This is a genomic window from Agaribacter marinus, assembly GCF_030160655.1.
GTDB lineage: Bacteria > Pseudomonadota > Gammaproteobacteria > Enterobacterales > Alteromonadaceae > Glaciecola > Glaciecola marina.
This window is the reverse complement of sequence record NZ_BSOT01000006.1, coordinates 654,870-672,071: the sequence shown is the minus strand read 5'-3', so window position 1 is coordinate 672,071 and position 17,202 is coordinate 654,870. Positions and strand designations below refer to the sequence as shown.

The following is a 17,202-nucleotide window of genomic DNA, read 5'->3' as shown; positions in this document are numbered from 1 at the left end:
AGTAGACGGTTTAGACATGAACACATTGAATATTTTTACCTACGCCAAATGTGGCTACACCTAACGTTTTGAGAGCACCGCTAACCAGTCTTCACTTTCCTCATTGGGTGGATTACCAACAGAAACCAAACGCCCGCCTTTGACAGAACGCACGCTACCCCGCATTAGTTTTTCCCCAGTTCTAGGATTAAACCATTTAATAGAAAACTTCGCTTTCGGGCTTTCAGACGATAAGTCTATGTCGCTTGTGCCGCCATTTGGTAAATACACTAAATAGATTTCGCCTTCGTTACCAAAGCAATATTTTAAATTGCTGCCGTTACTATTTCCGATGAGCCTATTTAGGTTACGCATACGCTGCACTGGGATGTCGTATTGCTCAAAAAAGTTAATAGCAATACCTGCATACTCCCATGAACGATGCCTGCTACGCATATCTTCAGCATTCAAATCATTTTCCAGTAATTTGTAGCCAAAGTAATATTCGACACCCGCACCACCTGCCATGAGATTACCCCAAAGCGTATATTTGCGAACATCATGTAAATCGTACTTGCCATTTCTGTCGGTAGCGAAGCCATCAAAGCCTTTGTAGCCAGGATCTGGCGGAATCCCCATGCCCGCTGGGTTTTGTTCATCGTTTGCCACCACCCAATTTTTACCCGCAGAACGTGCTGCATCTATCCAACGCAAGGTTTGTTTATGTGCTTTATCCCATGAATTTTGCAACGATGCCCCTGTTAATACTGAATTGGGGCCAAGTAACTCTCGGTATACTTTTTCTTGCTGGTTTGGGAAAGAGTGGATAACCAAATTATGATCATAGGCGTCAAGGTTATAAATATATTCCGCCATATCTCGCTGTTCTTCATAGCTTTGTGTATTTTCTTCGCCAAGATTCCAATTTAACGCCAAATGATGTGCGTACCGCGCAATAATTTCACGCAAGTAGACTTTTCGTTCAGTACCTAATAAGCCGCCATCTAGGGACTCCTCAATCACTGCATATTTTTTTGCACTGCCTCGTCGATTGTCATCCAATTCGTTTTCTTGAAGCTTAAAGTGCAAATAAATTCCCTTTGCTTGCGCATGAGAAAAGACGATATTCCATTGATCCAACTTAGATGTGTCAAAATGACGTTTTCCATTGCGTTCAACATATGGCCAAATATTGTCACCATCACCTCCGGCATTGTAGGTTAAAAATGAAAATGCATTTACGCCCGTATCTGCCAGATAATTCATAACACCAATCAAATTTTTACCTTTACCTCCTTGCCAGGTGGGATCACCGTCATTAAAGTCTTGCGCATGCGCTTGCCAAGTTTTTAAGGGTAAATCAGGTTTCATATTGACCGTATTGTCAAAATCTTCATATGCAAATATGGTTTCTGGGGCATCAGGACCCGCTTTTAGGAAAAATTCGCCACTACCAGCATGGCGGAGATACCTGCCACCCACATACTCTAAGCGCCCTTTTGCTCTAAAGTCTTTGCCTTTTTTGTCTGTTTTCTTCACCTTAAAGGTACCGTACTTCCCGTGATAAGGTGCCAGATACTCGCCTACTGCAGGCACAATCGCAGCCCCCTCGCCAGACACAAATGATACTCTGTAGTGCCATGTACCGGCTTTGTCTGGTGATACATGCGCTCGCCATGCAGTTCCCATATCAGCAGATGTTTGTGCAGCGTTACCGTCGGCAGCAAAATACCCAGGCACAGTATAAGTCGGTACACCACTTTCATGGGAAAACTCTACTGACATTCTGTAATCTAAAAAGGCATTGGGTTTTATATCTTGCTCATGTGCAAATGGTCCTTGCATCGTTAGGGTTACCGGATGCCACTGCTTCAACTCACCACTAATACTCACTGACGAATCCCCATCAGCCTCGCGTGTAACAGCTACCGCAGGACCCGATTCAATCTCAATTTGAGAGCGAGCACGATTGACGATAGATTTTAAACGCCCTGGGTCTACAGATAAGGGCACAAATACAAGCTTGTTCCATTGCCCGGTACTGTAATTCTTCTCATTATTCGAACTCACTTTTGTACGCACAGTGAGTGATTCACCTTCATTGATGTATATGCTCTTGAATACCTTTGTAATTACATGAGAATCGTTCGTGCTAGCAGGGACAACAAACTTCCCAATACTTGTATCACCTAACAGTAGCTCATGCTCCGCATCGCCAGCAGCGTCAGGCAATGCGTGAAACTCGATGTTAAAGTCGGTGTTTCCGGCAGGTACGGCCACTTTAATTTGTGCACTCCTTTTACCGCGATCTGTCCGAATAGCCAATCCACCCGGCACATGGCGATAATTTGTCGCCTGTGGCGTTAAACTACTGGCAAGTAACTCTATGCCTGCATTCTGTTTTGGCTTAGCATTTAGCGTAACTGAGAACAAGAATAGCAGCATAATTGTTATTGCATTACGCTTTTTCATATATAGATTACACATTTTAAAAATGAATTTACATATTTATAACATAGTAGAAACAGTAAAAACAATAAAAAGTGCAAAATATAAGCAACTAATCTGAACAAATTCTTATAAGATAAATGGGGCGCTTCTTAATCTAAAATCGAGGCGAATCTACACATGGTGTTATCATATTTTAGAGGTCAAAATGTCAGTAAATGAAATACAGCATCCGCTAATACAGCACAAACTAGGACTAATGAGAGCCCAAGGTGTCAGCAGTAAAGACTTTCGAGAACTCGCAAGTGAAGTAGGCAATTTGCTCACCTATGAAGCCACTCGTCATTTAGCCACTGAAGTAGTAGAAATCGAAGGGTGGACGGGCGAGCCGCTTAACATTAAAAAAATTAAAGGCAAAAAAATTACGGTCGTTCCAATACTTCGAGCAGGTCTTGGTATGTTAGATGGTGTGATGAAACTCATTCCGAATGCAAAAATCAGCGTCGTGGGATTATATCGTGATGAAGACACTCTGCAACCTGTTGCCTACTTTGATAAAGTCGTCAGCGATGTGCAAATGCGAACAGCATTGATTGTAGATCCAATGTTGGCGACCGGCGGAACGCTGATTGCCACCATTGACCTGTTAAAAAGTAAAGGCTGTGAAAACATTATGGGCTTATTTCTTGTTGCTGCACCTGAAGGTATAGAAGCAGTGCAATCAATACACCCAGACGTTGACATATATACTGCATCGATTGACGACCATCTAAATGAAAAAGGCTATATCTTACCTGGACTAGGTGATGCTGGGGATAAAATATTTGGCACTCGATAACTCAGCTAAAATGACGTAAACAACAAAAAAAAGACGACGAATGCATTCTAACGGCCTTCCCCTTAAACCGCCCAGCTTAAAAGCTGGCGATACTATTGCGGTATTGTCACCATGCAGTGGCTTAGCTTATACGTTTCCGTATGTATATGACTTAGGCCTAGAAAACTTACGCAACACATTCGACGTTAACATTCTTGAAATGCCCACGGCTATGATGGATAACGATACGCTTTATGCTTCCCCCGAAAAGCGGGCGCAGGATATTAATAACGCATTCGCTAATCCAAAGGTAAATGCCATTATTGTCACCATTGGTGGTGACGACTCAGTGCGAATACTTGAGTACTTAGATATCGAGCTCATACTGAAAAACCCAAAAATAATCATGGGCTATTCTGATGCCACAACCTTCCTCACCTATCTTAATCAAAAGGGCTTAGTCACGTTTAACGGCCCAGCTGTGATGGCAGGTTTTGCACAACTGCAAGCGTACCCCAAGCATGTGACTGAACATATTCGTCGCATGTTAATGACTCAGATTGCGCGCTATTCGCTTCCCTATTTTGAGGGTTATACCGAACGCTATCTCAATTGGCAAACACCTGAAAACGCAGGGCAAGTAGAACCGCTGAAAAAAGATGATATTGGTTGGCAGTGGATCCAAGGACAAGGCAAAGTTGAGGGTCGTCTTTTTGGCGGCTGTATCGAAGTATTAGAGTTTTTAAAAGCCACAAAGTATTGGCCTGAGCCGGCATTTTGGGACGATAAAATTTTGTATTTCGAAACCAGTGAAAACGCCCCCTCTATTGACTGCGTGAAGTACTTTTTAAGAAACTATGGCACTCAAGGCATATTCGGTCGCGTCAAAGGTATTCTTTTTGGACGCGCACGAGATTACAGCAATGAAAATAAACTGGCGCTTATAGACATGATCCGCAAAGTACTGGATGTTGAATTTAAGCAAGCTGACTTACCTGTCGTTGCTAACTTAACATTTGGCCATACAGACCCGCAATGGGTTATGCCCAATGGCATACTCACTGAAATCAACTGCGATGAAAAGACAATCGCCTTACTTGAGTCGCCGACTTGCTAAAATCCAACACGTTAACCTCAGTATGCTTGTAATACCTTTTTAAAGAATTTGCCCTGCTCTGTTGGCTTAAAATCCCAATCGTGGATCATTGTCGGTGACCATTCAGGATCAAAGCACCATGCTGTCCAAGAAATATTCCTTGCCTCCATGTATTCAATAATCCATGGGCCATAACTCCCGTCATCTATCACCGGGATATGAGCACCAAAGCCGCCTTCCTCAACCCAACCAAGCTCCGTGGCAATAATTGGATACTTAGCAGACACATGTCCCCATTTTTCGGTCCACGACGCATAAACTGCATCTTTAGTCCTTGGCTTGGGTTTTGCCTTTTGAGGATATGGATGGCTAACATAAGCAATCCCTTCTCGTTCAATAGGATGCTCAATCACACTTGTTAAGTCATATGCCCAATTAAAGCCTGCAACCAAAGGAATCACTTGCTTATCGTGTGCATAAATAACATCAATAACTTGTTCGTTAAACGCTTTCCATTCTAACCAATCAGCGGTACCTGCTTTCCCTCCCATATCGGTCGGCTCATTGAATATTTCATAAACCGCTATGGTAGGCACACCTTTGTATCTTGCAGCGACAAATTGCCAAAACTCCATCGTTTCTTGAACATTGGTTTTATACATTGGGTGCTGAAACAAACCATTAGGCAAGTACCCAATGGAATGCCAATCGAGAATTAAATAGATACCTAATTCGTTGGCCCACACAACTGCTTCGTCAATTAACTCGATATAATTATATTTGCCACTTGAGCGCCACCCGATTGGATGAACAGGTAGGCGAATAGTATTTACTCCCCAGTCTTTCAATTCTGCAAACAGTGATTTCTTCCATTGCCCTTGTTTGAGCAACTTATCGGGAGATGCGATGTTCATTCCTCTAAAAACAAAATGTTTACCAGAGGCATCGACAAATTGATTTCCTTTTACGTGAATAAACCCCTGCGTCTTCAGCTGAGACGTATCGAAACTTTCTGGATAAGGGATGTTCCACCACTCAGCAATGGTCTCTAGGTCAATTTTTGACGCGTTCGCCACACCAACGAAACAAAGTAGTGCTGCGACAAAGCATGTTTTAAATATACGTAACATATTTAATCCTGTTTTTTATTATTAGCGCACAAAATAGTGCGCATTAATCAAAGCTTTAAAACAACGTTTAAAAAAAGTAACAATCTAATTATTTAGTTAAGGTCACCACAACCTTGTGGTCGCCAGAAAACTCAGCGAATGGAATCAAGTTGCCTATCAGTGCATTTCCGTCAACAACAATACTAATGCGGGAAGCTGTCACGCATGGTTTAGTGCTATCACTAGTATTGCTGGTATTGCACTCACCAGTATGATCATCGCCGACACTAGCATCACTTACGTCATTCACTATATCGATATCGTAGCGAGCACCCCGGAATGTGCGTTTCACATTGATTTCTTGCCATTCAGCAGGCACACAAGGCGATATTCTTAAACCATCGTAGTCTGGTCGAATACCCAATATATACTGCACTGCAGCATAATAGCTCCAAGATGCCGTCCCTGTTAACCACGAGTTCTTAGCTTGGCCAGGCACAGCGGAATCAGCACCAGCGACCATTTGGCTATAAACATACGGTTCAGAGCGACGCAAAGCTTGTTTGTCTTGTAAATATGTCGGGCACAACTTAGAAAAATACGCCAAACTGCGATCAGGGTTGTGTAACATTGCTTCAGAAATAATGATCCACGGGTTGTTATGGCAAAAAATGCCAGCATTCTCTTTGTAACCTGGCGGATAAGACGATATCTCGCCCAAATATTTGTCATATCCGCTGAATGCAGGTTGCTGTAGCATGATGCCGTAGTCTGTTACCAAATGCTCTGCCACCGAGTCCATCGCTTTCTTTGCTCGACCATTGTCAGTACCTACGCCAGCCATTACGCAGAACCCTTGAGACTCGATAAAAATTTTACCTTCTTGATTATCGTTTGAGCCTACCTTATTACCTCTTGCATCGTAAGCTCTTAAAAACCACTCGCCATCCCATCCGTGCGTGTTGATCGCCTCTCGCATCTTATCAGTATGCGCACGACAAGTGAGCGCTAATTCTGAATGTCCTGTCTTATCACACAACACGGCAAATTCTTCTCCGTACAAGACAAATTGCCCAGCAATCATTAATGACTCAGCAATATCTGACGCACCGCGTTGCGTTGTTTGAAAAGATTCATTTGGATCAGTTGAAAAGCAATTAAGGTTTAAACAGTCATTCCAATCGGCGCGGCCGATTAAGGGCAAACCATGAGGCCCTAAATTGTTCACCACATGATTAAAGGCCCGATGTAAATGCTCAAAGTGAGTGCCGCTGTCGGTTTCATCATTATTAAACGGGACGAGTTCGTCTAATATTGCGTAGTCTCCTGTCTCTTTAATGTAGTTGCAGGTCGACAGCACCAGCCACATAGGATCATCATTAAAGTTACCACCAATATTGGCGTTACCTTTTTTAGTTAATGGTTGATATTGGTGAAATGCTGAACCGTCTGGTTTTTGGGTCGCAGATAAATCCAAAATACGCTCACGCACTTTATTCGGCACCATGTGCGTAAAACCAATGGTATCTTGATTAGAGTCTCTAAATCCCATACCTCTGCCAATACCGCTTTCATAAAACGATGCGCTTCTTGATAAATTAAACGTCACCATATTTTGGTATTGATTCCAAATGTTAATACTGGTATCAAACGCACTGTCAGGTGTTTTAACAACACACTTACCTAACAAGTCTTGCCAGTACCGATGTAAATCATCTAAAGCCGCTTGTGCTTTCTCAGTCGTATCAAAACGGTGAATGAGTGCTTCTGCAGGTTTTTTATTTATAACGCCCGGCCGTGCCCACTTTTCGTCATTGGCCAATTCGCAATAGCCCATAACAAAAACGAAAGAGGTTTTTTCGCCCGGCGCTAAATCCACTTTTAAATGGTGTGACGCAATAGGCGAAAAACCGTGCGCATGAGAATTGTTGGATTTACCCGTCTCGACCACAAGCGGGTTATGCATGCCGCGATACGGGCCTAAAAAACTATCTCGACACGTATCAAAGCCGGATAATTCATGATTCACATGATAAAAAGCATAATGATTACGACGCTCTCTAAATTCGGTTTTATGAAAAAGTGTGCTCTCAGAAATTTCGACTTCACCCGTGGACAAGTTTCGTTGAAAATTAGTTGCATCATCTTCAGCATTCCACAAACACCATTCTAAAAATGAGAACATGCTTAGTTGTTTACTTTTAGCACCGGTGTTCTCGAGTGACACCATGTAAACTTCGGCAGTCGTATTTAACGGAACAAAACACGTTGCCTTCGCTTCCACATCATTTTTACGTGATAAAAAGCGTGAATATCCCATACCGTGTCGACATTCGTACTTATCAAGTACCGTATCCATCGGACGCCCAGCGAGCGACCACGCGTCGTCCCCATCTGAAATATAAAAATATCTACCACCAGTATCTACAGGCACATTGTTGTACCTATATCGAGTTAAGCGTCTAAACTTCGGATCACGGAAAAATGTGTAACCACCCGCTGTGTTAGAAATTAACCCATGGAAGCCATCATTTCCTAGGTAATTGATCCATGGAGACGGCGTAAACGGATCGGTAATTACGTATTCATAATTGTCATTGTCAAAATGACCAAATTTAGTTTTTGAATCTATCATGCTGCATTTTCATCTAATTTGTTGTACCAGTTGCGCTTCAATAAAGTCGCACTCACCACTAAAATAACAAGCGTAGTAGTCATAGAGCCCCATTCTTTAATGACAATAAAAACGGGAAGCGCGACTAAACACGTTTGCGTTACAACACCGGTTGCAACATTAAACATATCGTTTTTGAAATTTTTATTCGGAACAAAATCTGGATCTTCTGCCATCACTTGCGCTTTAATCGGCCCCCAGAATCCCCAAGGTCGCACTGTCTTATAAAACGATTTCAAGACCTCAATATCGTCATGAGGCGTGTAAATACTGACTAAAATACACACTAAACCCGAAACAATAAGTAGAATGGGGAACACGCTCAATGGTGCAATGTCCGAACTAATTTCGGGAAATACGGCTGAAAATATAGGCGGGAATACTAGCGCGCCAACAATACCGGCCAGCATACCGAAGAAGTAGCCGTAGCCATTTAACCGCCACCAGTACCACTTCAATACATTTGAGACAACGTATCCACCCCAAAGCCCTGATACTAACCACTGCAATACACTGTTAATGCTTTGCACATAAAGGCCAATGAACGTACTGATCACGACTACCGCTACCGAAATTAGATAACTCGCGCGAATGAGGGTCTTATTACTTGCGTTTGGGTTGATGTAACGATGGTAAATATCATTCACTAAGTATGCTGGCGCAGCATTTACTGTGGCTGCAAAGGTTGACATGAAAGCCGCGATTAAACCCGCTAGCAGAATCCCTAAAATACCCACTGGTGCAAACTCCAAGATTGCACTTGGTAAGATATTTTCAAAATCTAAAGAGCCACCAGACACAAGATCCAATCGGTCGTAATAAACAATGGCGAGCACTGTAAAACCCGCAATCATAAAATAGCGAATAGGCATTAAAACAATAGACACAAAGCCACTCATCAATGCACCTTCTTTAGGTGACTTAGTCGCAAGTATCTTTTGCATATCGTAGTTCGGTGCTGGGCCAGCGGCACTTACTAATACACCTTTAAACAGCATCATCATTACAAAAATACTGAATAATGAGTATCCATCAGATAAGATTTTGTCATTGACTTCGTCAATAATACCCGACCAATCTAGAGACAATGACCAGCCAAAAAAGGGATTATTCCACCCCTCTGGGGTCGCAGCAGATAATGCGTCAGGTGACACTTGCGCCATCGCAATGAAACCAATGGCCAAAGCTGCAAACGTCATGATAGTAAACTGCAACACGTCCGCCCATACAATACTCATCATTCCGCCTAACATTACATAAAGTGTCGCGATAGCAGTAAAAGAGATACCGTAAAAATGTGGGACAAATTCAGGCGATAGTTCAAAAGGCAGATAGGGAGAAACAATTTCGTAAGGCACAAATATTTCAACAAACTTACCGACCCCCACAAATCCATAAGCCAAAAAGCCCAACACACTTATAATGGCAAACAATACGACAACGAAATGCGACAATTTTCCTCCGTGGCTATCACCAAAACGCGTTCGCATCCACTCTGCACCGGTCAATACGTTTGAACGTCGTAACCAAATAGACAAATACACCATAAGAAAGACTTGATTGAAAACCGGCCACAACCAAGGTATCCAGATACTTTTCATGCCATAAACAAACATTAAGGTCACCAACCACATGGTGCCTGAAATGTCGAACATACCGGATGCATTTGACAGGCCTAACATGTACCAAGGTAACTTGCGGCCACCTTGGTAATAAGCCGACATGTCTTTAGATGCCCTTTTCTTTAAATAGAAACCTATGGATATTATTGCCAATAAATAGGCAGCAACGATGGTCATATCAATTACAGCAATTTGCATAATTCCCCTAGTTCAGTTCATGAATAATGAGTCTGCTACTCAATTTGGTTTAAACGGTAATGCATTATGAAACCGTTTTCAATAAATAATTAAACAATTTGATAACATAGAAATTATCTTCGAATATCGTAAAAAAACGTTAGGAAATACTTAAGTAATTTAATATCAATCACTTAAGATGCATTAATAAACATAAACTTACATCCACAGTGCATCCAAGTTTACAATATGTTGACATTTTGAAATAAAGTAAGAATATCGGTTTTAAACATTTTCCATTTATTTCATGCTTAGCTAAGCAAAATGCCTGTTTAAGCCGATTTTTTTGCACATAATATGAAATCGATTTCAACCAATAATCGTCATTGGGACCCTTATGAGCTTCGTTGCAGCATATTTATTTCCTGGATTTAAAGAGGCGCTACTGACGATTTCCGTTTTACCAAGCAAGGCATATTAGACAAACTCAAATACCGCTTTGAACAAGCCCTATCAGCGTAGTACGTTATTGACACTTAAAAGGACATTAAAGCATGCAAACGAATACTCAAAACAATATTAAAAATGTTGTTATTTTAGGTGGCGGTTCTGCTGGCTTCATTGAACCTTTGGAATCTACCGGATTACACCTCATTCAATCTGCTATTTCTCGTTTAATGGCATTTTTTCCCAATAGCGAATTTAACCAAGTAGATATTGATGAATTTAATACACAAAGCAAGTTGGAAATGGAGCAAATTCGCGACTTCATCATACTACATTACAAATTGACTGACCGCGAAGACATCGAATTTTGGCGTTACTGTAAACACATGGATGTACCGCAAGGCGTAACCGACAAATTGTCATTGTATACAAGCAATGGGCGAATTTTTCGAAAAGACAACGAATTGTTTGACGAGACATCGTGGTTGGCAGTCATACATGGGCAAGGCGCACATGCAAATGCGTATCATCCAATAGTAGATAATCTGCCTGAAACAGAAATAGCAAGGCGTCTACAACATATTCAACAGGTGATTGAAACTTCGGTCTCCACAATGCCTATGCAATCTAACTTTATTCAAGTGCATTGCCAATCAGACCTATGATGGCCTAAAGTTTGTCGAATAAGGTAAACAATACTATTCAACTGCCGATAAAACCATAGTCTAATAAGTTTCGTCGTCTATTAGAAATATCATGCATCCGGGGAAATCCTTGTAAGCCTAGGCTTCTCCTAGTATTTGTTATTTTAATGTAGGACTAGTATGCAAAATATATTCGGTGTCGCGAAATACATTGAACATGTCACCTCAACAACATTAAATGATGCCATAAGTCAATTACAGACAACGCATCCGAGTGGCTTTCTTATATTGTGCTGTGACAATGGGCTCGACGACAGAACTAGCCTCGATCAAACACTCCAAACTATTGCACAGCCTGTATTCGGTGGCGTGTTCCCTAACATAATTCATCAAGACACGGCATACGAAACTGGCATGCTAATCATCCCTATGCATGCGCAACTAGAAGTAAAAGTATTTGAAGGCCTAAGCGAGTGCCACGAAAACAAGTTCAGTATACACTTTGCTATGCAGGATTTTTCAACTGTCTTAATGCTCGTTGACGGTTTGGCGAGAGGGATTGGGAATGCACTGAATCAAGTATTTCAAAAATTTGGGCAATCCTTGCAAGTATTTGGTGGCGGTGCCGGCTCTTTAAGCTTTAATCAAATGCCTTGCTTATTTACACCCAAAGGGATCATCAAAGATGCCATGCTACTCGTCGCTATCAAGCAAGATGTAGAACTCGCAATAGGCCATGGTTGGGAAGTACTAGAAGGCCCATTTTTGGCTAATCAGGTAGACGACAACCAAATTTTACAACTGAATTTTGAACCTGCTTATCAAGTATATAAAGACGTCATCGAACGACATGATGCTAGAGAACTCGACACCGAAAACTTTTTTGAAATTGCCTCCTCCTACCCATTTGGTTTGGAGCGCCTAGACGAAAAACTACTTGTACGTGACCCTATTACCGTAAACGACCAAGCCTTAGTTTGTGTTGGCCGGGTACCTGAAAACACAATGTTGTACATACTTAAGGGCCATGCTGATAGCTTAATTGAAGCTGCTGCATCTGCGATTCAAGAAAAAACTGTGTCCAAGGATATACAAGCTACATTGTTGTTTGACTGCATTAGCAGAAAGCTATTTTTGGGAGACAAATTTACGCAAGAATTGCATAAAATTAGGCATACGCTTGGAGAAAACACCCCCTTATTCGGAGCGCTCGCACTAGGGGAAATTGCTTCTGGAAAAGCCGGCGGTATCGACTTACACAACAAAACAGCCGTTGCTGCTATTGTGATGTCTAGTGATTGATTTTTGCATAAAGGTGATGGAGTCACGACGATGAACCCAATGGGTCAAGCACTCCAAATAATATCAATACAGCATGAGCTGTCTATGAATATTGGCATTGGCTTAAAGCTTGATGACATGTTAAACGTATTCATGGAACGTGCGCAAAAAAGGCTAAGTCTAAGCGCCATTCACATGGTGTGGCACATCAATGATTCGTCGTTAGATGATTACAAATCCTTAAGCTTTCCAAAATCAAATAGTCGATTTGACACCAAGGTAATTAAAGCGGCAAACGCACTTTTTCAACAGGCTACACCGTCTCAAACACATTCCTTTGAGGATGACACGCATCACTATTTCTTCTTTGTTCCTAATTTTGGCATATTAATCTGTGAGCGCTTACATCAAACAATTGAAGACAAGGTCATAAATGCATTGGTGTCTTTGATGTCTAAGTTGGCCACCAGTTGTCTAGCATGTGAACAACATCAAACCTTAGTAGACGAAATATCAGCCAGAAAAAAAGTAGAGGAAAAACTCAGAGAACAATCTCTGATGGATTCACTAACCCAACTATCTAATCGCAAGATGTTCAATGACAACTTGAAAAAAGCAATATCCAACGCCATAAGAAGTAAAAGAATTGGTGCTATTTTCTATATTGATTTGGACCGTTTTAAAGTCATCAATGATAGCCTTGGTCATTCCTTTGGCGATGGCGTACTCAAAGAAATAGCAAAACGATTTAGAAAGTGCACAAGAGAAGGTGACACGCTTGCCAGAATCGGTGGTGATGAATTTGCACTGCTAGTTGTCGATCTAGACAATGATAGAGACATCGCCACCAGTAAGGCCAAACGAATTGCCGAAAAATTATCAGAAACCATATCTCAACCGATTCATGTCGGCGAAAATGAATTAATTGTCACCATAAGTACGGGCATCAATCTGTTCCCAGTGCGAGAACATGCAGAAAACTGTGTCGATATTCAATCTCAAAAACTCATTAAAAATGCAGACCTTGCCATGTATCGCATAAAACATGGGAATCGCAATGGTTTCAGTTTCTTTAGTGAAGATTTGCAAGCATTTTCAGACAAACGTTCTAAAATCGAGAAGTACCTACGCACAGCAATACAAAATGAAGAATTTGAGGTTTACTATCAACCTCTCGTGGACGAAACAGGCGACATTCTTGGTGCCGAAGCACTTATTAGGTGGCGCAGTAAAGAACTAGGTTGGGTAAGCCCTGCCGAGTTTATCCCTGTTGCAGAAGAATGTGGCCTAATTCTCTCAATTGGCGATTGGGTTGCTGAAGAAGCATGCAGAACACTGAAGATACTAGAAAAAGACATTTACAAATTAACGCCCAAGTATCTAAGTATCAATATTAGTCCTCGGCAGTTCGTACAACCCCAATTTACCGAAAACCTATTAACGACAATAGACAAATATGCCTTAGATCATAAGAAGCTGCGCATAGAAATCACCGAAAATGTTGCCATCGATAATATCGATTTAACCATTGCAAAAATGCATCAGCTCAATGGCGAAGGTATCGACTTTATGTTGGATGATTTTGGCAGCGGCTATTCTTCGCTGTCATACTTACAAAAGCTTCCCTTACAAACAATTAAAATTGATCGCAGTTTTATTGCTAACATCAATAATTGTAAAGACAACCAAGTCATTACATCTTCTATCGTTGGGATTTGCGAGCATTTTTCGATGGAGTGTATTGTTGAGGGTGTTGAGAACGATAAAGAGTTAGCCTTCCTAAAAGAAAAGAACATTACAGCATTCCAAGGTTATCACTTCTATAAACCTATGCCCGCTAATAAGTTCCTTTCTTTATTTATTTAGAAAAGTAATACCAAATACTATTCCGCTAGACCGGCTCTGACTTCATACATTTTATAGCCAATTTCTCTAATACCATCCACTAGTCCATAATGTGGATAATCTGTGCCAGAAACAATACCATTGTTCCAGTTTTCGCCATCAGGCCGACCCGCAGGTGATTCGTCAGTATATTCAAACCAATGCGCACCTACAATCTGTGGGTTTTCTAATGCGCTACGAATATATTCAACATAACGCTCTCCACGATGCGCCTGATCACGAGCACTAACAATTTGCCCACCAAACCCGCGAGTATCAGTCGCTTGAAAATTAAATTCGCCAATCATTAACGGACGGTCTATTCCCTCCGGTAGGAATAAGTCACGCACCGATCCCTGATATGCATTGTAGCTCACAACATCGGTATAGCGGGCGGAGGCTTTTACCGCGATGTCATTACGCCATGCAAAACGAACACCCAAATAAAGTTTATCAGGGGCAACTGCTTTTAACTCTTGCTTGATGATACGAAAGTACCGCTCACACAATCGTTTATAAAAGGCTTCAAGGTCAGGACGGGCACGGTCAACATCGAGGCCATCAGCGTCTTGCCTTTCCAGCATGTCATCCCATGAGCGGTAATTTGTTCCCCAAGATGCATTTAGCGCTTGAATATTGCGATGATTCATTTTCAAATCATCCATAAATGCAATTTTAGCCGCTTGATCTGGTGGGCTAGTCAATGTCGCAACGGCTAGGCTTGTAGTATCACCCCACCCCATTTCGTTATCGACAAAGTAGCCTATATTCCAAGGGTCGCTTTGTTCTTGCTTGTATGCACCAATCGCTTTACGTGCAGTCTCTTGCCAATCGGGGTCAAAAACATCGGGAAATTGCCCCCAGTAGCCACTAGATCCTTCGATTGGGCGCGCGCCATGAATCCATACATGCGTTGTATATGCTGTTTTTTGCTGACGGTAAACGGCAGGGTCACCCCATGCAGCAATGGTATTCATGCCCCAGCTACGCAAACGCTTATGTGCCATATTTGCAAACGCGTCGCGCCAGTTTTTTCCGTACTTACGCTGCAAATTAGCATCATGGAAGTCAAACATCATAAAGGGCAAATTATCTCGATAAAAGCCATGCGGTGCCCACCCTTCATTCAAAAAGTAATGCTCCGAAAATGGGCTACCTTCGCGCGGTGGCACCCAAGCAAAATACTCTTCACGGTAATCTATGCCAGTATGACCAGTAAAATCTGCCGCCAACATATCAGGGCCTGCGGACCAAAAAAGTTTACCTGTTGGGTCAACTAACCACCATTTACCATTACGCTTAGTGACTCTAAAATGTCCAGTCGCCTCAAGTTGTGGACCGTTCGCCCAACCTCCATACTCATTAAAATTCTTTGGACCCGGATTAGCGGCTAAGTCCTTCTTCTCTTGCGCAAGCTGAGTCAAAAGATCTGCATCCGACTTAGCTTTACCATCCCATTCAGCATGCATAAACTGGCCATATTTATCGATAAAAGGCAAAAATTTATCTACTGACATTTTCGCCATTGCACCTTCTCCTCGCAAATTGCTTACGGTGAAGGTATCCGTCTGATTTGGTCTCACAGAAACTACGCTGATCTTAATTACTTCGTTTGGCGGAATAATGGCTTGCCCCGGTTTTTCACGCAGCCCCCGCACATTCATTGGCGGCTCAATGGCCCAGTCTGTGTTGTAAAGATTAAGCGAAATCGTCTTGGTTTCCCCTACTTGCACATACTGATAAAGCTTATGCGCCCACCCCTTATTGGTTTCTTCCGAACCAGGCGTGTCTGCACGTATACCGAGGTGAATCGTATGTTCACTCAGGTTTGTGATATCAGCTTTGATTGAACGCCAATCCGTTAAATTCCAGCCTCCGTCGGGGGCAATAAACGCGATGCCATCTTGATCTTGTCCATCAGGCATTACAGATATTCGCAATACACGACTATCTATTGCTTGCCCGCCAGATACCTCTTCGATACGAGCAGCAGATGATAGCGCTTCAGTATTTGAGGCAATTAAGCGTAAGGTTTCTGCGGACGCAGTTTCGCCCTCTACCGCTTCTTGTTCGAGTAATTGTTGAGCTTGTACTTGATTGCAAATTGTATAAACCAAGAACAAAAATGATAACGCTATCATTTTATTATATAGAAAAGTCATAAAGAAATTTTAGTGAAGTTTTGGATTGTCTTAAAGATTAATACATTCAAACGAGGCAATCAATATAAATACAATAAGTTAAACCATGGAAGGTCGCTATTTGTTTTTAATATTGGAATACCGATTTAGTCCACAAATACCAGTAGAAAATCATCAAATATTTAATAGTCCCACCAAATTGATAGCGATATCATTTAGCGTAAGTTCAAGATGTAGAAAACAAAAAATGGAATTTACGTCTATACATTGTCGTTAACACAATACCCATCCTAAATATAAATGCCTATTTTTAATTAAACTATCCAACGTTTCGGGCGTTAAATTATTTAGGGCTAGGGACACTTTTTATCGCGTGAACAGTATTAACACTAAATCTCAAACAGACTCAAACAGACATCCTGAACAGGAAAAAAATATCGGTAAAACGGTTATTCCAAAAGGACAACCGCAGGCGGTGAAAAATATTCTACAAAGAATGCCAAAAGAGATAGCAGAAAGCTTTTCTGAAGAGCAACTCGCACATTTGCACACTGCTTTAGGCGCAAGAAGCTGGAAAAAACACAGTATCGATATTCGCTCTACGTTTTCGATTCCATTGTCTCCAACAAGCATCTATTACGTATTCCTTGTGGGCAAAAACCATCGCGAAATGTCTAGACGAGAACAAAGAATTTCTGCACTCACCTCGGCATTGATAATATCGCTGTTCGTTCTATTCTCAATGCTAGTGGGCTTGTTAACTCTGTATTTATTGAAATCTTGGTTAGGTATTAATCTATTTGAAGACTTTTCACTAGGTATCTGGGATTGGTTTAAAGGTTTATAGCAGAATAGCGCTGAACACCAGCGTTACTCTGCGCTT

General features: G+C 41.7%; 11 protein-coding genes. 6 read left to right on the top strand and 5 right to left on the bottom strand.

Annotated elements, in window-relative coordinates; translation table 11 throughout:
* Positions 1-60 precede the first annotated feature (60 nt).
* Positions 61-2,451 (bottom strand): DUF5060 domain-containing protein, encoded by a 2,391-nt coding sequence (locus tag QQK00_RS13690; RefSeq protein ID WP_284218142.1) that lies wholly within the window; start codon positions 2,449-2,451, stop codon positions 61-63.
* Between the two features lie 184 nt (positions 2,452-2,635).
* On the opposite strand from QQK00_RS13690, the gene upp reads away from it, so the two are divergent.
* Entirely contained in the window at positions 2,636-3,265 is a 630-nt protein-coding gene (upp, locus tag QQK00_RS13685; protein ID WP_284218141.1) for a uracil phosphoribosyltransferase, read from the top strand.
* A gap of 40 nt (positions 3,266-3,305) precedes the next feature.
* Positions 3,306-4,361, top strand: a complete 1,056-nt coding sequence (locus tag QQK00_RS13680) for a S66 family peptidase (protein ID WP_284218140.1) — start codon at positions 3,306-3,308, stop codon at positions 4,359-4,361.
* Positions 4,362-4,378: 17 nt separating this feature from the next.
* Here the strand turns inward: QQK00_RS13680 and QQK00_RS13675 are convergent, their stop codons facing one another.
* The 3 genes from QQK00_RS13675 to QQK00_RS13665 form a co-directional block, all read right to left on the bottom strand.
* Positions 4,379-5,470 (bottom strand): glycoside hydrolase family 5 protein, encoded by a 1,092-nt coding sequence (locus QQK00_RS13675; protein ID WP_284218139.1) that lies wholly within the window; start codon positions 5,468-5,470, stop codon positions 4,379-4,381.
* An 88-nt stretch (positions 5,471-5,558) separates the two neighbouring features.
* A complete protein-coding gene (locus QQK00_RS13670; protein ID WP_284218138.1) occupies positions 5,559-8,084 on the bottom strand; it encodes a glycoside hydrolase family 94 protein in 2,526 nt (841 codons plus the stop codon).
* Positions 8,081-9,943 (bottom strand): sodium:solute symporter family protein, encoded by a 1,863-nt coding sequence (locus QQK00_RS13665; protein ID WP_284218137.1) that lies wholly within the window; start codon positions 9,941-9,943, stop codon positions 8,081-8,083. The genes QQK00_RS13670 and QQK00_RS13665 overlap by 4 nt, the downstream gene beginning before the upstream one ends.
* Before the next feature lie 533 nt (positions 9,944-10,476).
* Between QQK00_RS13665 and QQK00_RS13660 the strand changes: the two genes are divergently transcribed.
* The 3 genes from QQK00_RS13660 to QQK00_RS13650 all read left to right on the top strand — a co-directional run bounded on the left by QQK00_RS13660 (position 10,477) and on the right by QQK00_RS13650 (position 14,160).
* Complete coding sequence (locus tag QQK00_RS13660) at positions 10,477-11,034, top strand: tryptophan 7-halogenase (protein ID WP_284218136.1); 558 nt, start codon at positions 10,477-10,479, stop codon at positions 11,032-11,034.
* 159 nt (positions 11,035-11,193) lie between these two features.
* Complete coding sequence (locus QQK00_RS13655; protein WP_284218135.1) at positions 11,194-12,315, top strand: FIST signal transduction protein; 1,122 nt, start codon at positions 11,194-11,196, stop codon at positions 12,313-12,315.
* Between the two features lie 30 nt (positions 12,316-12,345).
* Complete coding sequence (locus tag QQK00_RS13650; protein WP_284218134.1) at positions 12,346-14,160, top strand: putative bifunctional diguanylate cyclase/phosphodiesterase; 1,815 nt, start codon at positions 12,346-12,348, stop codon at positions 14,158-14,160.
* A 17-nt stretch (positions 14,161-14,177) separates the two neighbouring features.
* Here the strand turns inward: QQK00_RS13650 and QQK00_RS13645 are convergent, their stop codons facing one another.
* The gene (locus tag QQK00_RS13645) at positions 14,178-16,319 is read right to left on the bottom strand and encodes a beta-galactosidase (protein ID WP_284218133.1); all 2,142 of its coding nucleotides are present in this window, start codon (positions 16,317-16,319) and stop codon (positions 14,178-14,180) included.
* A 436-nt stretch (positions 16,320-16,755) separates the two neighbouring features.
* Between QQK00_RS13645 and QQK00_RS13640 the strand changes: the two genes are divergently transcribed.
* Positions 16,756-17,166, top strand: a complete 411-nt coding sequence (locus tag QQK00_RS13640; protein WP_431307743.1) for a 3-phosphoshikimate 1-carboxyvinyltransferase — start codon at positions 16,756-16,758, stop codon at positions 17,164-17,166.
* Positions 17,167-17,202 lie beyond the last annotated feature (36 nt).

Excerpts from the sequence above, each read along its gene's own strand:
- QQK00_RS13690 (WP_284218142.1), bottom strand. The coding sequence starts at position 2,451 with ATGAAAAAGCGTAATGCAATAACAATTATGCTGCTATTCTTGTTCTCA.
- upp (WP_284218141.1), top strand. The coding sequence starts at position 2,636 with ATGTCAGTAAATGAAATACAGCATCCGCTAATACAGCACAAACTAGGA.
- QQK00_RS13680 (WP_284218140.1), top strand. The coding sequence starts at position 3,306 with ATGCATTCTAACGGCCTTCCCCTTAAACCGCCCAGCTTAAAAGCTGGC.
- QQK00_RS13675 (WP_284218139.1), bottom strand. The coding sequence starts at position 5,470 with ATGTTACGTATATTTAAAACATGCTTTGTCGCAGCACTACTTTGTTTC.
- QQK00_RS13670 (WP_284218138.1), bottom strand. The coding sequence starts at position 8,084 with ATGATAGATTCAAAAACTAAATTTGGTCATTTTGACAATGACAATTAT.
- QQK00_RS13665 (WP_284218137.1), bottom strand. The coding sequence starts at position 9,943 with ATGCAAATTGCTGTAATTGATATGACCATCGTTGCTGCCTATTTATTG.
- QQK00_RS13660 (WP_284218136.1), top strand. The coding sequence starts at position 10,477 with ATGCAAACGAATACTCAAAACAATATTAAAAATGTTGTTATTTTAGGT.
- QQK00_RS13655 (WP_284218135.1), top strand. The coding sequence starts at position 11,194 with ATGCAAAATATATTCGGTGTCGCGAAATACATTGAACATGTCACCTCA.
- QQK00_RS13650 (WP_284218134.1), top strand. The coding sequence starts at position 12,346 with ATGAACCCAATGGGTCAAGCACTCCAAATAATATCAATACAGCATGAG.
- QQK00_RS13645 (WP_284218133.1), bottom strand. The coding sequence starts at position 16,319 with ATGATAGCGTTATCATTTTTGTTCTTGGTTTATACAATTTGCAATCAA.